At 74.0% G+C, this 15376-nt stretch carries 10 protein-coding genes and 1 pseudogene; 3 read left to right on the forward strand and 8 right to left on the reverse strand.

Features of this window, described 5'->3' with window-relative positions:
- Positions 1 to 89 precede the first annotated feature (89 nt).
- Positions 90 to 959, reverse strand: coding sequence for an inositol monophosphatase family protein (locus ENKNEFLB_RS12910; RefSeq protein ID WP_246535530.1), 870 nt, complete (start codon positions 957 to 959; stop codon positions 90 to 92).
- The gene (locus ENKNEFLB_RS12915) at positions 956 to 2119 is read right to left on the reverse strand and encodes a ferrochelatase (protein ID WP_420830504.1); all 1164 of its coding nucleotides are present in this window, start codon (positions 2117 to 2119) and stop codon (positions 956 to 958) included. Before ENKNEFLB_RS12915 ends, ENKNEFLB_RS12910 begins: the two co-directional genes overlap by 4 nt.
- A 153-nt stretch (positions 2120 to 2272) precedes the next feature.
- Between ENKNEFLB_RS12915 and sepH the strand changes: the two genes are divergently transcribed.
- Positions 2273 to 3358 carry a septation protein SepH gene (sepH, locus tag ENKNEFLB_RS12920; RefSeq protein WP_214055791.1) on the forward strand — a complete coding sequence of 362 codons (1086 nt, stop codon included), beginning with the start codon at positions 2273 to 2275 and terminating at the stop codon, positions 3356 to 3358.
- Between the two features lie 24 nt (positions 3359 to 3382).
- Entirely contained in the window at positions 3383 to 5392 is a 2010-nt protein-coding gene (locus ENKNEFLB_RS12925; protein ID WP_214055792.1) for an SDR family oxidoreductase, read from the forward strand.
- Positions 5393 to 5423: 31 nt separating this feature from the next.
- Here ENKNEFLB_RS12925 and ENKNEFLB_RS12930 read toward each other — a convergent pair whose 3' ends face one another.
- Entirely contained in the window at positions 5424 to 6299 is an 876-nt protein-coding gene (locus tag ENKNEFLB_RS12930) for a sulfurtransferase (protein WP_214055793.1), read from the reverse strand.
- Positions 6300 to 6346: 47 nt separating this feature from the next.
- Here ENKNEFLB_RS12930 and ENKNEFLB_RS12935 point away from each other — a divergent pair, with 47 nt between their 5' ends.
- Positions 6347 to 7024 (forward strand): thymidine kinase, encoded by a 678-nt coding sequence (locus ENKNEFLB_RS12935; RefSeq protein ID WP_214055794.1) that lies wholly within the window; start codon positions 6347 to 6349, stop codon positions 7022 to 7024.
- Between the two features lie 22 nt (positions 7025 to 7046).
- Here the strand turns inward: ENKNEFLB_RS12935 and ENKNEFLB_RS12940 are convergent, their stop codons facing one another.
- The 5 genes and pseudogenes from ENKNEFLB_RS12940 to ENKNEFLB_RS12960 form a co-directional block, all read right to left on the reverse strand.
- Positions 7047 to 8591, reverse strand: a complete 1545-nt coding sequence (locus ENKNEFLB_RS12940) for a GAF domain-containing sensor histidine kinase (RefSeq protein WP_214055795.1) — start codon at positions 8589 to 8591, stop codon at positions 7047 to 7049.
- A 16-nt stretch (positions 8592 to 8607) separates the two neighbouring features.
- The gene (locus tag ENKNEFLB_RS12945) at positions 8608 to 9291 is read right to left on the reverse strand and encodes a response regulator (RefSeq protein ID WP_246535532.1); all 684 of its coding nucleotides are present in this window, start codon (positions 9289 to 9291) and stop codon (positions 8608 to 8610) included.
- A gap of 41 nt (positions 9292 to 9332) precedes the next feature.
- On the reverse strand, positions 9333 to 12347 hold the full coding sequence (locus tag ENKNEFLB_RS12950) for a bifunctional [glutamine synthetase] adenylyltransferase/[glutamine synthetase]-adenylyl-L-tyrosine phosphorylase (RefSeq protein WP_214055796.1): 3015 nt from the start codon (positions 12345 to 12347) through the stop codon (positions 9333 to 9335).
- An 11-nt stretch (positions 12348 to 12358) separates the two neighbouring features.
- Complete coding sequence (locus ENKNEFLB_RS12955) at positions 12359 to 13696, reverse strand: glutamine synthetase family protein (RefSeq protein ID WP_160006765.1); 1338 nt, start codon at positions 13694 to 13696, stop codon at positions 12359 to 12361.
- Between the two features lie 10 nt (positions 13697 to 13706).
- Positions 13707 to 15226: pseudogene (locus tag ENKNEFLB_RS12960) on the reverse strand (HNH endonuclease signature motif containing protein).
- Positions 15227 to 15376 lie beyond the last annotated feature (150 nt).

A 15376-nucleotide genomic window follows, 5' to 3' on the forward strand; every position in this document is an offset into this window, starting at 1 on the left:
TCCAGGGGGTCAGCAGGTGGTCACCGCGAGGGTGACTCGACACACGCGCCGCGGGCGGCAGTGAGCGGTCAACGCCCCCCGGCCCGAGGCTATTCCCCCGCCGACGGGGTGCCCGAGGGGCCCAGGGCGGGGGCCGCGACGGTGGCGGCGAAGCCCGACTCGTGGACCGCGACCCACAGGTCCTCGAACCCGTCCTCGGGCCCGCACACCACGAGCTCGCGACCACCGACACCGGTCGTGACCTCGAACCTGGCGCCCGCGGCCCGGGCCACCAGCCCGGCGGCGGCGTGGTCCCAGAGCCGGGTGCCCTCCTCGAGGTAGCCGTCGAGGCTGCCGCGGGCCACCAGGCACAGGTCCAGCGCGCACGACCCCAGCCGCCGCACGTCGCGCACCCGCGGCAGCAGGGCGGCCAGGGCGGCGCCCTGGCGGGCGCGGAGGGCGGCGTCGTAGGAGAACCCGGTGCCGATCAGGCGCTGCGCCAGCGGGGCGCGGGCGCGGACGAGCAGCGGGCGGCCGTCGCGGGTGGCGCGGACGACGCCGTCGGCGTCGGGGCGCGCGACGTACTCGGTGCCCGTGGGCACCTCGAGGACCACCCCGGCCACCACCGTCGCGGTGCCCGCGTCGTCGGTCACCTCGGCGGCGATGCTCACCGCGTGCTGCGGGAGGCCGTAGAGGAAGTTCACGGTGCCGTCGATGGGGTCGACGATCCACCGCACGCCACTGGTGCCGGCGAGGTCGTCGCCCTCCTCGCCGAGCACCGCGTCGTCGGGGCGCGCGTGGGCGAGCCGACGCCGGACGAGCTCCTCACAGGCCCGGTCGACCTCGGTCACGGGGTCGACGTCGCTGCTCTTGGTGGCGGCCACGGTGACGCCCTCGGACCGGTCGCGGACCAGCGCGGCCGCCTCCCGGGCGACGTCGAGGGCCAGGTCGGCCAGCGCGCCGACCTCGGCGGGGCTCACGCGTCGCGTCCGCAGAGCGCCGGTCGCGGGCCCTTCCCGTTCGCACAGCACTGCGCGGGGCAGACGTCCCACATCGGGCCGGTCTCCCCCACCGAGGACCGGGCGACGTCCTCGCCCCGCTCCACCGCGGCCCGCTCGGTGAGCAGGTCGCGCACGACGGCCACGAACCGGGGGTCGGTGCCGGCGGTGCCAGCCCGGCGCATCGGCAGGCCCAGCTCGTCGGCGGTCTCGAGGGCCTCGGTGTCGAGGTCGTAGATGACCTCCATGTGGTCGGAGACGAAGCCGACCGGCACGAGGACCACGGCCGGCGTCGCACCCTCCTCGACCAGCTCACGCATCCGGTCGTTGACGTCCGGCTCGAGCCACGGCATCTGCGGCGGCCCGGAGCGCGAGCAGAAGACCAGCTCGTGCGCCCGCTCGACGCCGGTCACCTCGGCCACCCGGCCGGCGACCACGCCGGCGACGTCGAGGTGCTGGGCGACGTAGGCCCCACCGCCCTGCTCGGGCGGGCCGGAGGCGTCGTTCATCGAGTCGGGGATCGAGTGGGTCACGAACAGGATCCGGGCACCGGCGCGGGCGTCCTCCGGCAGGTCGGCCAGTGCGGCCAGGGTGGCGTCGACGACGGGGTCGACGAACCCGGGGTGGTTGAAGTAGTGGCGCAGCTTGTCCAGGCGGGGCGCATCGGGGCCCTCCCGCCCGGCGACGTCCTCCACCGCGTCGTACAGGTTCTCGCGGTACTGCCGGCAGCCCGACCACGACGAGTAGGCGCTGGTGACGAAGCAGGCCGCCCGGGTCACGCCGTCGGCGGCCATCTGCGCCAGGGCGTCGGTCAGGTACGGGTCCCAGTTGCGGTTGCCCCAGTAGAGGGGCAGCGCGATCCCGGCCTCGTCGAGGTCGACGCGCAGCGCGTCGAGGAAGGCCCGGTTCTGGTCGTTGATGGGCGAGCGGCCGCCGAAGGCGTAGTAGTGCTCGCCCACCTCGACCAGGCGCTCCCGCGGGATGCCGCGCCCGCGCGTCACGTTCTCCAGGAACGGGAGCACGTCGTCGGGCCCCTCGGGGCCACCGAAGGAGACCAGCAGCAGCGCGTCGTACGGCGCGACGTCCGCCACCTGCCGATCGGCCGGGGCTGGTGCGGGCGTGGTGGTGTCGTGGCTGGTCACGTCCTCGATCCTAGGAGGGGCCCGGACAGCCCCTCTGTCACCCGTCCGGTGACGTCGCGCAGGCAACGCCGCCGCGCTGGCGTAGGCTCGCCGCACCGTGGGACGACGACGAGCAGGCGCCGGGCACCACGCCCGGCAGGGGAGGTGGGACGCGTGCCGCAGCTGACCCTGGTCGGCGTGAGCGACGACCGGACCCGTCTGCTGCTCGTCGACGACGCCGGGGACGAGTTCACCCTCGCTCTCGACGGACGCCTGCGAGCCGCCCTGCGCGGAGAGACCTCACGCCTCGGCCAGTTGGAGATCACCATGGAGTCAACCCTGCGTCCCCGCGACATCCAGGCCCGGATCCGGGCCGGGGAGTCACCCGAGGCGGTGGCCGAGGCCGCCCAGACCACGGTCGACAAGATCATGGCCTTCGCCGGCCCGGTCATGGCCGAGCGCCAGCACGTCGCCGACCGCGCCCAGAAGTCGTCGCTGCGCCGCGGCGGCGAGTCCTCCGGCGGCGCGCGCACCCTGGGCGAGGCGGTCGCCACCCACCTGCGCACCCAGCAGGTCGACCCGTCCTCCGTGGAGTGGGACGCCTGGCGGCGCGAGGACGGCCGGTGGACGCTGACCGGCACCTACCGCACCACCCGGCGCGAGGGCGTCGCCTCCTTCACCTTCGACGCCCCGGGCTCCTACGTCACCCTCGACGACGACGACGCCCGCTGGCTGGTGGGCGAGCAGGTCACGGCCGCCGCCGCGGCCTCCCCCGCCACCACCGGTCCGCGCAACCCCGGTGACGACCTCAGCGCCGCGCGTGCCCGGCGGCGTGCCACCGGACCGGTCGAGGACGAGCTGCCCCTCGGCGACGACGCGATCGAGCTCGTGTCCGGTCCTGCGCCGGCGATGCCGGTCCTCGGCGACGACGACGACACCGCGACCACCCCGGCGGTCCCCGCCGACGACTCCCCGGTGCCGACCACGGGTGCCGACGCCGACGAGGTGCCGCTGGCCGAGCCGGCCGCCCGGGTCGAGGCCCCCGCCGCGACGCTGCCGCCCGCACCATCCGAGCCGGCCGCAGCCGACGGGCCGGCTGCGGGCGGGCCGGCCGCGGGCGACCAGACGGCCGACCAGACGGCCGACCAGGGGGGCGAGCCCGACGAGGAGGACCCGCCCCGCCGACCGGTGACCAAGAAACGCGGCCGCGCCTCCGTGCCGAGCTGGGACGAGATCATGTTCGGCGGACGCGACCAGTAGCCCGTGACCCGCTAGCCTCCGCCCATGTCGTACTTCGTGACCGGCGCCACGGGATTCATCGGTCGTCACCTCGTCACCGAGCTGCTCGCGAACCGCGAGGGCGACGTCTTCGTCCTGGTGCGTGAGGGCTCCCGGGACCGCCTGGACACGCTGCGACGCGGGTGGGACAGCGACCGGGTCGTGCCGGTCCTCGGCGACCTCGGCCGGGAGGGCCTCGGCGTCGACCCGGCCTGGGTGGCCGAGCACGCCGGGGAGGTCGACCACGTCTTCCACCTCGCCGCGATCTACGACATGACGGCGGACGCGGCGACCAACGAGGCGCTCAACGTCGACGGGACCCGGCACGCCCTCGACCTGGCCGAGGCGCTGGACGCGGGCTGCTTCCACCAGGTGTCGTCGGTGGCCGTCGCCGGCGACTTCCAGGGCCGCTTCGACGAGACGATGTTCGCCGAGGGCCAGCACCTGCCCTCGCCGTACCACCGCACCAAGTATGAGTCCGAGCGGATCGTGCGCGAGGAGTCCTCGGTGCCGTGGCGGGTTTACCGTCCGGCGATCGTGGTCGGCCACTCCGAGACCGGCGTCATGGACAAGGTCGACGGGCCGTACTACTTCTTCCCGGCGCTCAAGGCCCTCCGCGGCGCGCTGCCGTCCTGGGTGCCGCTGGCCGGGATGGACCTGGGCCGCACCAACCTGGTGCCGGTCGACTACGTCGCTGCCGCGATGGACCACCTCGCGCACCTGCCCGGTCACGACGGCGAGGCCTTCCACCTCGTCGACCCCGACCCGCAGCCGGTGGTCGAGGCGTTCAACGCCTTCGGCACCGCGGCCGGTGCGCCCACGTTCCGCACCCCGGTGGAGTCCGGGCTGGCCAAGGTCTCCTCCCGCCCCCTGCTCCCCCGGGCGCTGCGCCCGGCCTCCCTGCTCAACGCGGTCGTCCGCACCGCGCCCGCGCAGGTCCTGCTCGACCAGACGGTTGGCCGCCTCGGCCTGCCGGCCGAGGTGCTCGCGCACACCTCGTTCACCGCCGTCTTCGCCTCCCGACGCACCGAGGAGCTGCTCGCCGGTTCCGGGATCGCGGTGCCCGACCTCGACTCGTACGCCGCCCTGCTGTGGAGCTACTGGGAGGAGCACCTCGACACCGCGACCGCCCGCGACCCGAAGGCGCGCGCGGCGCTCGAGGGCAGGCACGTGCTGATCACCGGCGCCTCCTCCGGGATCGGCCAGGTCGTCGCGCTCAAGGTCGCCCAGGCCGGCGGCATCCCGGTCCTGGTGGCGCGCGGGAAGGACAAGCTGGAGGAGACCCGGGCCGCGATCGAGCTGCGTGGCGGCACCGCCCACGTCTACCCGTGCGACCTCTCGGACCTCGAGGCGATCGACACCCTCTGCGCGCAGCTCGCCGAGGACCTCCCCACGATCGACGTGGTCGTCAACAACGCGGGCCGCTCGATCCGGCGCTCGCTGCGCCTCTCGGAGGACCGCTTCCACGACTTCGAACGCACCATGCAGCTGAACTACTTCGGCGCGATCCGGCTGGTGATGGGCCTGCTGCCCCTGATGCGCGAGCAGCGGTCGGGCCACGTGGTCAACATCAGCTCGATCGGGGTCCAGACCTCACCGCCGCGCTTCTCGGCCTACGTCGCCTCCAAGGCCGCGCTCGACGCCTGGAGCAACGTGGTCGCCTCCGAGCTGGTCGGCGACGGCGTCACCTTCACCGGCATCCACATGCCGCTGGTGCGGACGCCGATGATCGCGCCGACCAAGCTCTACGACAAGTTCCCCACGATCTCCCCCGCCCAGGCCGCCGACCTGGTGATCCGGGCGGTCGTCGACCGGCCGCACGAGATCAACACGCTGCTCGGCAACGCCGGCGCCGTCGTGCACACCGTGGCCCCGAAGGCCGCCTTCCGGGTGCTCAACATGGCCTACCACGTCTTCCCGGACTCGGCCGCCGCCAAGGGGGCCGTGCCCGAGGGCGGCGTCCGCGAGACCGAGCAGATCGTGCTCGCCCGGGTTCTCCGCGGCGTGCACTGGTAGCCGACCGACCGACCGACCGGCCGGGCGGTCGTCAGTCGTCGCGCGCGACCGGGCGGGCGGGGTCGCTGACCCAGTCGCTCCAGCTGCCGGCGTACAACGCGCCGGGGACGCCGGCGACCTCCAGGGCCAGCAGGTCGTGGCAGGCGGTGATGCCCGAGCCGCAGTACGCCACCACGGGTGCGCCCGCCAGGGCGCCGGCCCGGGCGTAGGTCTCCTGCAGCTGCGCCGCCGGCAGGAACCGGCCCTCGTCGTCGAGGTTGGCACCCGTCGGCACGTTCACCGCCCCGGGCACGTGGCCGGCCACGGCGTCGACCGGTTCGTGCCGGCCCGCGTAGCGGGGCTCGTCCCGGGCGTCGACGAGCACGGCGTCCCCGCGCGCGACCTCCGCCGCGTCGGCCACCGGCATCGCCCCCGGGCGGGGGGTGAAGCTCCCGCCGCGCGAGGGACGTTCGGCGGTGGCCGTCCGCTCGACCTCTCCCCCGGCGGCGACCCACGCCGACCAGCCCCCGTCCAGCACGCGCACGTCGCCGTGGCCCAGCCAGCGCAGCAACCACCACGCCCGGGCGGCGGCGCGCCCGGCCCAGTCGTCGTAGACCACGACCGGGCGGCCGTCCTCGACGCCGACCCGACGCAGCGCCTCGGCCAGCCGGTCGGGGTCCGGCAGGGGGTGCCGGCCGCCCCGGCCGTCGGGCGCGACCGGCCCGGCCAGGTCGGTCGGGAGGTCGACGTACGCCGCCCCGGGCACGTGACCGTCGGCGTAGGCGGCGGCCCCGTGCGCGTCCCCGAGCCGCCAGCGGACGTCGAGCACGATGGGGCTGCGCGGTCCTCGGCGGCGGGGGTCGTCGCGGGCGAGCAGCGCCCGCAGCGCGGGGACGTCCAGCAACGGGGTCGGGGGCACCGGCCCCATCCTGCCCGAGTCGGCCCGCGCGGGAGGTCCGTGGGACGATCCCGCCCGTGGCCGAACTGCACTTCTTCACCGGGACGATGGACTCGGGCAAGAGCACGCTCGCACTGCAGACGAACCACAACCACGCCGCCCGGGGTCGCGCCGGGCGGATCTTCACCGCCCACGACCGGGCCGGCGAGGCGACCCTGTCCAGCCGGCTGGGCCTCACGCACGAGGCGATCGAGGTGCAGGCCGACTTCGACTTCTGGCGCTACGTGGTGGACTCGCTGACCCGCGGCGGCCGGATCGACTACCTCGTCTGCGACGAGGCCCAGTTCTACACCGCCCTGCAGGTCGAGCAGCTGGCCAAGGTCGTCGACGAGCTGCAGGTCGACGTCTTCGCCTTCGGCATCCTCACCGACTTCCGCACCTCGCTGTTCCCCGGCAGCGCCCGGCTCGTGGAGCTGGCCGACCGCACCCACGTGCTCCAGGTCGAGGCGCTGTGCTGGTGCGGCAAGCGGGCCACCCACAACGCCCGCACCGAGGACGGCGTGATGGTCCTCGAGGGCGACGTCGTGGTGGTCGGCGACGTCGAGGGCGACGTCGTGGTGGCCCCCGGCCCGGGCGCGCCCGGCGAGCCCGAGGTGGCGTACGAGGTCCTCTGCCGCCAGCACCACCGGCGGCGGCTGACCGCGGCGCGGGCCCGCGCGGTCAGCCTCGGCGTCGACCCGCTGCCGTTCGGCTGAGCCCGGCCAGGCGGACCGGCCCTCAGGCCAGCGCCCGGGGCGGCGCCAGCGGGACCTCCCACCGCACCTCCGTGCCCTGGCCGACGCCGCCGCCGAGGGTGAGCCGGCCGCCGTGGCGCAGGGCGCGGTGGCGCATGTTGCCCAGTCCGCTGTCGCGCTCGGGGTCACCGATGCCCCGGCCGTCGTCGCGCACCACCAGGACGACGGCGTCGTCGCGCACCGTCACCTCGACCCGCAGCGTCGTGGCCTGGGCGTGCCGACCGGCGTTGCTGATCGCCTCGGTCAGCACGGCGAGCAGGTCCGGCACGACCGCGTCGGGGATGCCGGTGCGCACCGGCCCGGTGAAGCGCAGGTAGGGCCGGAAGCCCAGCACCGGCTCCGACCACGCGACCACGTCGCAGACCTGCTCGTGCACGTCGCGCGTCTGACCGGCACGGCGGAGCTGGTGGATCGCCGTGCGCAGGTCGCGGATCGTCTCGTCGATCTGCTCCACGGCGTCGTCGAGGCGCTGCGCGTGCTGCTCGGGAGGCAGCCGTCCGATGGACTCCAGGCCGAGGCCGACCGCGAAGAGGCGCTGGATGACCACGTCGTGCAGGTCGCGGCCGATCCGGTCCCGGTCGCGGAGGACGGCCAGCTGGCGCTGGTCGGCCTGCGCCTGGGAGACCTTGAGCGCCAGCGACGCCTGCTGGGCGAACCCGGCCGGCAGCGCCGACTCGAGCCGGTCGAACCGGTCCCGGTCCACCGGCTCCCAGCCCAGCCCCAGCGCGCCGCGCGCGCCGTCGGCCTGCAACGGGACCACGATGCCCGGTCCGAGCCGCGGCCAGCCGGGGATCAGCCCGTGCCGGGAGACCCGCTGGTCGCGCGAGAGGTCGTCGAGGCGCAGCGGCTCACCCGAGCTCAGCACGCTCCGGGCCATCGACTGGTCCAGGGGCAGGGTCCGCATGTACTCGATGTCGATGTCGGCCCCGGACACCACGCGCAGCTCGAGCCCGTCCTCGTCGGCACCGGAGATCACCCAGGAGACCGTGGCGCCCGCGAGCTCCCGGGCGCGGTCGGCGACCAGCTGCAGCGCGTCGATCTCGGTGGTCTGCTCCAGCAGGCGTGCGGTGATCTCGGCGGTCGCGGCGAGCCACCGCTCGCGGCGCCGTGCCTCGGAGTGCAGGCGCGCGTTCTCGATGGTGACGCCGGCCGCCGCCGCGAGCGCGACGACGATCTCCTCGTCCTCCTCGTCGAACGTCGTCGAGGCCACCAGGCGCAGGTGCCCGAAGACCTGGTCGCCCACGCGGACCGGGACCTCCATCCACGCCCCCGGCACCAGGAGGTCCTCCCCCGGCGGCGGCGCGGTGCCGTGCTCCATGAAGAGCCGTGACGGCTCGACCGAGTCCGGTCCGACGACGCTGAGCACGACGTACCGGGCCCGGACGAGGGACGCCCCGAGGTGCACCAGGCGGGCCAGCAGGTCGTCGACCTGCCCGGTGCGCGCGAGGCCGATGACGGCCTCGAGCAGCAGGCTCCACCGGTGCGTACGGCCCTCTGTCACCGGCTCCCGGTCCGGTCCCTGCTCCACCCGTCGCCCGCGCTGCTCAGGACCGGTCGGGCAGGTTCTTGGTGGCGAAGATGGCGGCCTGGGTGCGGCTGTCGAGCCCCAGCTTGGCCAGCAGCGAGGAGACGTAGTTCTTGACCGTCTTCTCGGCCAGGAAGATCGTCGAGGCGATCTGGCGGTTCGTCATCCCCTCACCGATCAGGGCCAGGATCTTCTGCTCCTGGCCGGTGAGCTGGTCGATCGCCGAGGCCTGCTGGGCGCCGGTGCGCAGCCGCTCGAGGACGGCGGTGGTCACCGCCGGGTCCAGCGTCGACTGCCCGGCCGCGACCCGGCGCACGGTGTCGATCAGCTCGTTGCCGCGCACCTGCTTGAGGACGTAGCCGGCCGCGCCGGCCATGATCGCGGAGAACAGTGCCTCGTCGTCGTCGAAGGAGGTCAGGATCAGGGCGGCGATGTCGGGGTTGGCCGAGCGCACGTCGCGGCACACGTCCACGCCGGACCCGTCGGGCAGGCGACCGTCGAGGACGGCGACGTCGGGTGCCAGGGCCAGGATCTGCTCGACCGCCTCGACCGCCGAGCCGGACTCCCCCACGACCTCGATGCCGGGCTCGGAGGAGAGCAGGTCGCGGATGCCGCGGCGGACGATCTCGTGGTCGTCGAGGAGGAAGACCCGGACGGGTCGCTGCGACCCTGGCTCCGGTCCGGTCACGTCGGGTTCGGCCACGTCGTCACGATAGCCCCACCTGCCCCCCTGACGCGGGAGAACTACTCCCAGAAGACCCGCTCGACCACGGTCCGCACCCGGCGGGCGCTGCGCAGGTAGTCGTTGACCATCGCGTCCGTCGAGGCCGGCGGGTAGCCGAGGACCGCAGCCACGGCCGCCCGTTCGCGCACGTCGCGCGGCAGCTCGTCGCCACCCTTGGCCCGCACCAGCGTCACCGCGTTGCGGGTCCTGCTGGCCAGACGCCAGCCGTCCGCCAGCACCGCGGCGTCGTCGGGGTCCACCAGACCGGCCTCGCTCGCGGCCTCGAGCGCGGCCAGCGTCTGCGGCGTGCGGAGCGCCTGGACGCGTCCGGCGTGGCGCATCTGCAGCAGCTGCACGCTCCACTCGATGTCGGCCAGCCCTCCCCGGCCGAGCTTGAGGTGCAGCCGGGGGTCCGCGCCGCGGGGCAGGCGCTCCTGGTCGATGCGCGCCTTCAGCCGACGGACCTCGAGGACCCCGTCGTCGCTGATCCCGTCCGCGGGGTAGCGAACCGGGTCGATCAGGGCGTGGAACCGGTCGCGCAGCCCCCGGTCGCCGACGACCGCGTCGGCGCGCAGCAGCGCCTGCGCCTCCCACGTCTGCGACCACCGGGCGTAGTAGGCGGCGTAGGACTCGATCGTGCGCACCAGGGCGCCCTGCCGGCCCTCCGGCCGCAGGTCGGCGTCGACCACGAGGGGCAGGTCGGCCCCCGGCTGGGCGAGCAGCCGTCGTACGTCGTTGGCGACCGCCTGGGCGAACCCGGCCGCGGCGGCGGGGTCGGCGCCGGGCACCGGCTCCTGGACGAACAGGACGTCGGCGTCGCTGCCGTAGGACAGCTCGAACCCGCCGTAGCGTCCCATCGCCACCACGGCCAGGCGGGCGGGCTGCTCGTCGAGGCCGCGCTGCGCGGCGACCCCGCGGGCCACGACGTCCAGCGTGGCCTGCAGGGTGGCGTCGGTGAGCCGGGAGAGCCCGCGCCCCACGTCGGCGACGTCGGTGAGGCCGAGCAGGTCGCCGACCGCGATCCGGAACAGCTCACGGCGACGCACCACACGGATCGCGCGCACCGCCTTCTCGCTGCCGTCCTGGCGGGACGCGGTGGCCGCCATCTCGTCGCCGACGTCCTCCGCGGAGCGCGGGGCGAGGTCCTCGAGCAGCATCCGGACACCGCGGGGCTCCCGCTCGAGCAGGTCGGTGGCGTAGCGCGACGTCGAGAGCACGTGCGCCAGCCGCTCGGCGACCTCGCCCTCGTCGCGCAGGGTGGTGAGGTACCACGGGGACTCGCGCAGGGCCTCGCTGATCCGACGGAAGCGGAACAGCCCGGCGTCGGGGTCGGGGCCCTCGGCGAACCAGTGCAGCATCACCGGCAGCAGGGTCCGGCGGATCGAGGCCGTGCGCGAGACGCCGTCGGTGAGCGCCTCGAGGTGGCGCAGCGCGGCCTCGGGGTCGTCGTAGCCGAGCGCGGTCATCCGGGTGCGTGCCGCGGCCGAGGAGAGCCGGACCTCGGTGCCGGGCACCTGCGCCACGGCGGTCAGCAGCGGGCGGTAGAAGAGCTTCTCGTGCAGCCGGCGCACCTCGCGCCGGTGCCCCTGCCAGGCCTTGACCAGGCTCGCCGACGGGTCGTTGAAGTAGCCCATGCTGCGCGCGAGGCGCCGCAGCGCGACCTCCTCGTCCGGCACCACGTGGGTGCGGCGCAGCTGGTGGAGCTGGATGCGGTGCTCGAGGGTGCGCAGGAACGCGTACGCCCGGTGCAGCTGCTCGCCGTCCTCCCGCCCGACGTAGCCGCCCCGGGTCAGGTCGGCAAGGGCGCTGAGCGTGGTGGGGGCGCGGATCGTCTCGTCGGCCCGACCGTGCACGAGCTGGAGGAGCTGGACGGCGAACTCGACGTCGCGCAGGCCGCCCGAGCCGAGCTTGAGCTGGCGCTCGGCGTCCCGGGCCGGGATGTGCTCGACGACCCGGCGGCGCATGGCCCGGGCCTCCTCGACGAACCCGTCCTGGTCGGCCGCGGTCCACACGAACGGCGTGACCACGTCCAGATAGTCCTGGCCGAGCGACCGGTCGCCGGCCACCGGGCGGGCCTTGAGCAGCGCCTGGAACTCCCACGCCTTCGCCCACCGCGCGTAGTAGCCCTCGTGGCTGGCCAGGGTCCGGGTCAGTGGACCAGCCGAGCCCTCCGGGCGCAGGTTGGCGTCGACCGGCCAGATCGTGCCCTCGCCGGTCTGCTCGGAGCAGATCCGCATCGTCTGCGACGCCACCTGGGTGGCGGCGCGGGTGGCGGCGTCGGGAGAGGCGCCCTCGACCGGCTCGTGGACGAAGACGACGTCGACGTCGGAGACGTAGTTGAGCTCGTGGCCGCCGCACTTGCCCATCGCGACCACGGCCAGCCGCGCCAGGGCGTGCTGCTCGCCGACGCGGACGCGGGCCACGGCCAGCGCGGCCTCGAGCGTCCCGGCGGCGAGGTCGGCCAGCTCGGCGGCGGCGTCGTCGACGGCGACGTCGTGGGTCAGGTCGCGGGCGGCCAGGCGCAGCAGCAGCCGGCGGTACTCCACCCGCAGCGCGTCCACGGCCTCGGCGTCCGGTGAGGTCGAGACCGGGAGGTCGTCGCCCGGGTCGGCGCCCACCGACCGCAGGAGGTCCGCGCGCAGCGCCCAGGCCGGCGGCCGGGTCGAGCCCAGGGTCGGGTCGGTGAGCTCCAGGGCGTGCTCGGGATGGCGCACGAGGTGCTCGGCCAGGGCCTCGCTGGCGCCCAGCACGCCGAGCAGCCGCATCGCGAACCCCTCGTCGTCGACGAGCTCGCCGTGCAGCACCCGCCCCCCGCCCTCACGGGCCTCCTCGGCCGCCTCGAGCAGCCGCACCAGCGCGGCGGTCGCGGCGTCGGGGTCGGCGGTGCGTCCCAGGATGGCCAGCAGCGCGTCGGGCGGCGGGGGGCCGTACCGCTCCAGGGCCGCCAGGTCCCGGCGTCCGGCCTCGAGGTCGCTGAAACCGAGGCGTGCCAGCGACCCGCGCCCGCCCGGCGTCCGAGCAGTGGAGGGGCTCATCGGGGCCGGGCTCAGATGACCGGCAGCATCGTGTCGCGCTCGTAGGCGGAGACCTGCCCGCGGTAGTCGGCCCACTCCGCCCGCTTGTTGCGCAGCACGAAGTCGAAGACGTGCTCGCCGAGGGCGTCGGCGAGGAGCTCGGAGTCCTCGGCGATCAGGATCGCCTCCTTGAGGCTCTCCGGCAGCGGGTCGATGCCCAGGCTCTGGCGCTCGCGGTCGGTCAGCGTCCAGACGTCGTCCTCGGCCTCGCGGGGGAGCTCGTAGTCCTCCTTGATGCCCTTGAGCCCGGCCGCGAGCACCACGCTGTAGGCCAGGTAGGGGTTGCACGCGGGGTCCAGGGTGCGCAGCTCGACGCGGGTGGACTGGCCCTTGAGCGGCTTGTACATCGGCACCCGGACCATCGCGGAGCGGTTGTTGTGGCCCCAGCAGATGTAGGACGGCGCCTCGGTGCCGAACATCATCCGCTTGTAGCTGTTGACCCACTGGTTGGTGATCAGGCTCAGCTCGGGGGCGTGCTTGAGGATGCCGGCGATGAACTGACGCCCGGTGCGCGAGAGCTGGTACTCCGCCCCGGCCTCGTAGAAGGCGTTCTGGTCGCCCTCGAAGAGCGACAGGTGCGTGTGCATGCCCGACCCGGGGTGGGTGGTGAAGGGCTTGGGCATGAACGAGGCCCAGATGCCCTGGCTCAGCGCGACCTCGCGGACCACGGTGCGAAAGGTCATGATGTTGTCGGCCGTGCTCATCGCGTCGGCGTAGCGCAGGTCGATCTCCTGCTGGCCGGGGCCGTGCTCGTGGTGGCTGAACTCCACCGAGATGCCCATCGCCTCGAGCATCGTGATCGCCTCGCGGCGGAAGTCGGCGCCCATCGACTGCGCGGTGTGGTCGAAGTAGCCGCTGCGGTCGACCGGGATCGGGTCGACGCCGGGCTCCGGGGCGTTCTTGAAGAGGTAGAACTCGATCTCGGGGTGCGTGTAGAAGCTGAACCCCAGCTCGGAGGCCCGTGCCAGGTTCCGCTTCAGCACGTTGCGCGGGTCGGCGTAGGACGGCGACCCGTCCGGCATCACGACGTCGCAGAACATCCGCGCGGTCGAGGGGCCCTCGTCACGCCACGGCAGGATCTGGAAGCTGGTCGGGTCCGGCTTGGCCAGCATGTCGGCCTCGTAGACCCGGGCGAAGCCCTCGATCGCCGACCCGTCGAAGCCGATCCCCTCCTCGAAGGCCGACTCCAGCTCGGCCGGCGCGACGGCCACCGACTTCAACGACCCCAGCACGTCCGAGAACCACAACCGTACGAACCGCACGTCGCGCTCCTCGAGCGCCCGCAGCACGAACTCCTCTTGCTTGCCCATGGCCGCGAGCCTAGGGCACCCCGCCTCCGCCGAGATGACGCCCGCGGACAGCCGAGATGACGCTCGCGGCGCGTCGAGGTGACGGTTCCGGACAGGGACGGGCCCCGATGGTCGAGGACGAGCGCGCCCGGTGGTCGAGGAGCGAGCGCAGCGCCCGGTGGTCGAGGACCGAGCGTCTCGAGACCAACCTCCGCAGGTCGATGGGTGATCCCCGTGCACCTGGTGAGTGCAGATCACCCATCGACCGAGCTGGGTCGGCCTTAGTCCTCCGGTGGAAGGTGACCTCGTTGTCGGCGTGGACCTTCATGTCGTAGGCGGGGTCGTGGGCTCTGGCGTGGTGGTGGGGGCAGAGCAGGCGTCCGTCCTCGATGTCCGTCTTGCCGCCTTGGGAGAACTTCTTGTCGTGGTGGGCGTGACACAGACCCGGTGGCCAGTCGCACCCTTTGGCGGTGCACGACTTGTCGCGGGCGTGCAGGGCGTAGGTCTGGGCGGCGGTGAACCGGCGTCGGGCCCGGCCCTGGTGCAGGACCTCGCCGTTGCCGCCCAGGACGACGGGGATGATCCGCGCCTCGCAGGCCAGGCGCATGGCCTGGGCGGCGGTCATCGGGGTGCCGTCGTCCAGGGTCGCGGTCCCGAGTGCGGTGGTGAGGAGGTCGAAGGTGGTGGTCGTGATGAACGTGCCGTCGGTGCGCCCCAGCTTCGGGGCGTTTGTGCGGGGGTAGTTCTCGATCAGCTCGCAGAACGCCTCACCCAGCTTCTGGGGTGACGGGCGGCCCTTGACCCACTCCCGCTTCTCCCCTGACTCATCGGGGGTGCAGTTGACGTGGCCGGGGGCAGCGAACCCGTGGAGGAGCTTCTGCAGCATCTTGGCCTGGGCCTCGGGGATGGTGAACCGGCCATGCGCGGTGCCGTGGCCGTCGAACGACAGGCTGAACCGCCGCTTCTGCGCCGCCCTCGCCTCGGCTGCCTCCAGCCTCTTGCGGTCGATCTCCTCCCCGACCTGGGGTGCGATCAGGGTCAGGATGTGGGTCCCGAGCTGCCTCAGCTCGGTGGGGTCGAACTCGACGGCGACCCGACCAGGGCCTCCGCGGCTTGTGTCACCAACCCCGCGTCGAGGTCGTCGGGGAGGTCCTCCAACGCGTTGACCACGACCCGGACCTGCTCCGCGTTCATGGACCCGGCCGCCAGGGCGTCGCGGACCTTCGTCCACCGGGTCTCCAACGCGGTCGCGAGCCTGACCTGGGCCGCGGACACGTTCTTCTGCGACCGGGTCGCGTTCGCGGCCCACACCCCGGTCGAGGTGCACCCGGTCTCGGCGCCGACCTGGACCTCCTCGGCGTGGGCCAGGGCAGCGAGCCTGAAGGAGGCGACCTTCGCTTCCAGCACCGCCAGCGACTGGATGGTGTCCCTGGTGGTGGCGGCGTCCAACGCGAACAGGGGCCGCTCCGCCAACGCCGACACCGAGGCCGACAGGGCGCGGACACCGCACGGCACGGGGTGCCCGGTAGTGGTGTCCTTGTCGGTGGCCATGCATCAATCCAAGCACCCGCCACCGACAGCCCTGGGGTGTTTCCACAGGTCAGAGGCGGCTGTCCCCACCCAGGACGAACACATTCGATCAAGCGTTCAGTAACAGTCGCCGGTGCTGGTCTCGAGACGCTCGCTCCTCGACCACCGGGG

It is taken from the genome of Nocardioides aquaticus, from assembly GCF_018459925.1.
In the GTDB taxonomy this organism is placed as follows: Bacteria; Actinomycetota; Actinomycetes; order Propionibacteriales; family Nocardioidaceae; genus Nocardioides; species Nocardioides aquaticus.

Bases quoted from the DNA above. Each gene is read 5' to 3' on its own strand.
- ENKNEFLB_RS12925 (WP_214055792.1), top strand. From the start codon at position 3,383: ATGTCGTACTTCGTGACCGGCGCCACGGGATTCATCGGTCGTCACCTC.
- ENKNEFLB_RS12930 (WP_214055793.1), bottom strand. From the start codon at position 6,299: ATGGGGCCGGTGCCCCCGACCCCGTTGCTGGACGTCCCCGCGCTGCGG.
- ENKNEFLB_RS12950 (WP_214055796.1), bottom strand. From the start codon at position 12,347: ATGAGCCCCTCCACTGCTCGGACGCCGGGCGGGCGCGGGTCGCTGGCA.
- ENKNEFLB_RS12955 (WP_160006765.1), bottom strand. From the start codon at position 13,696: ATGGGCAAGCAAGAGGAGTTCGTGCTGCGGGCGCTCGAGGAGCGCGAC.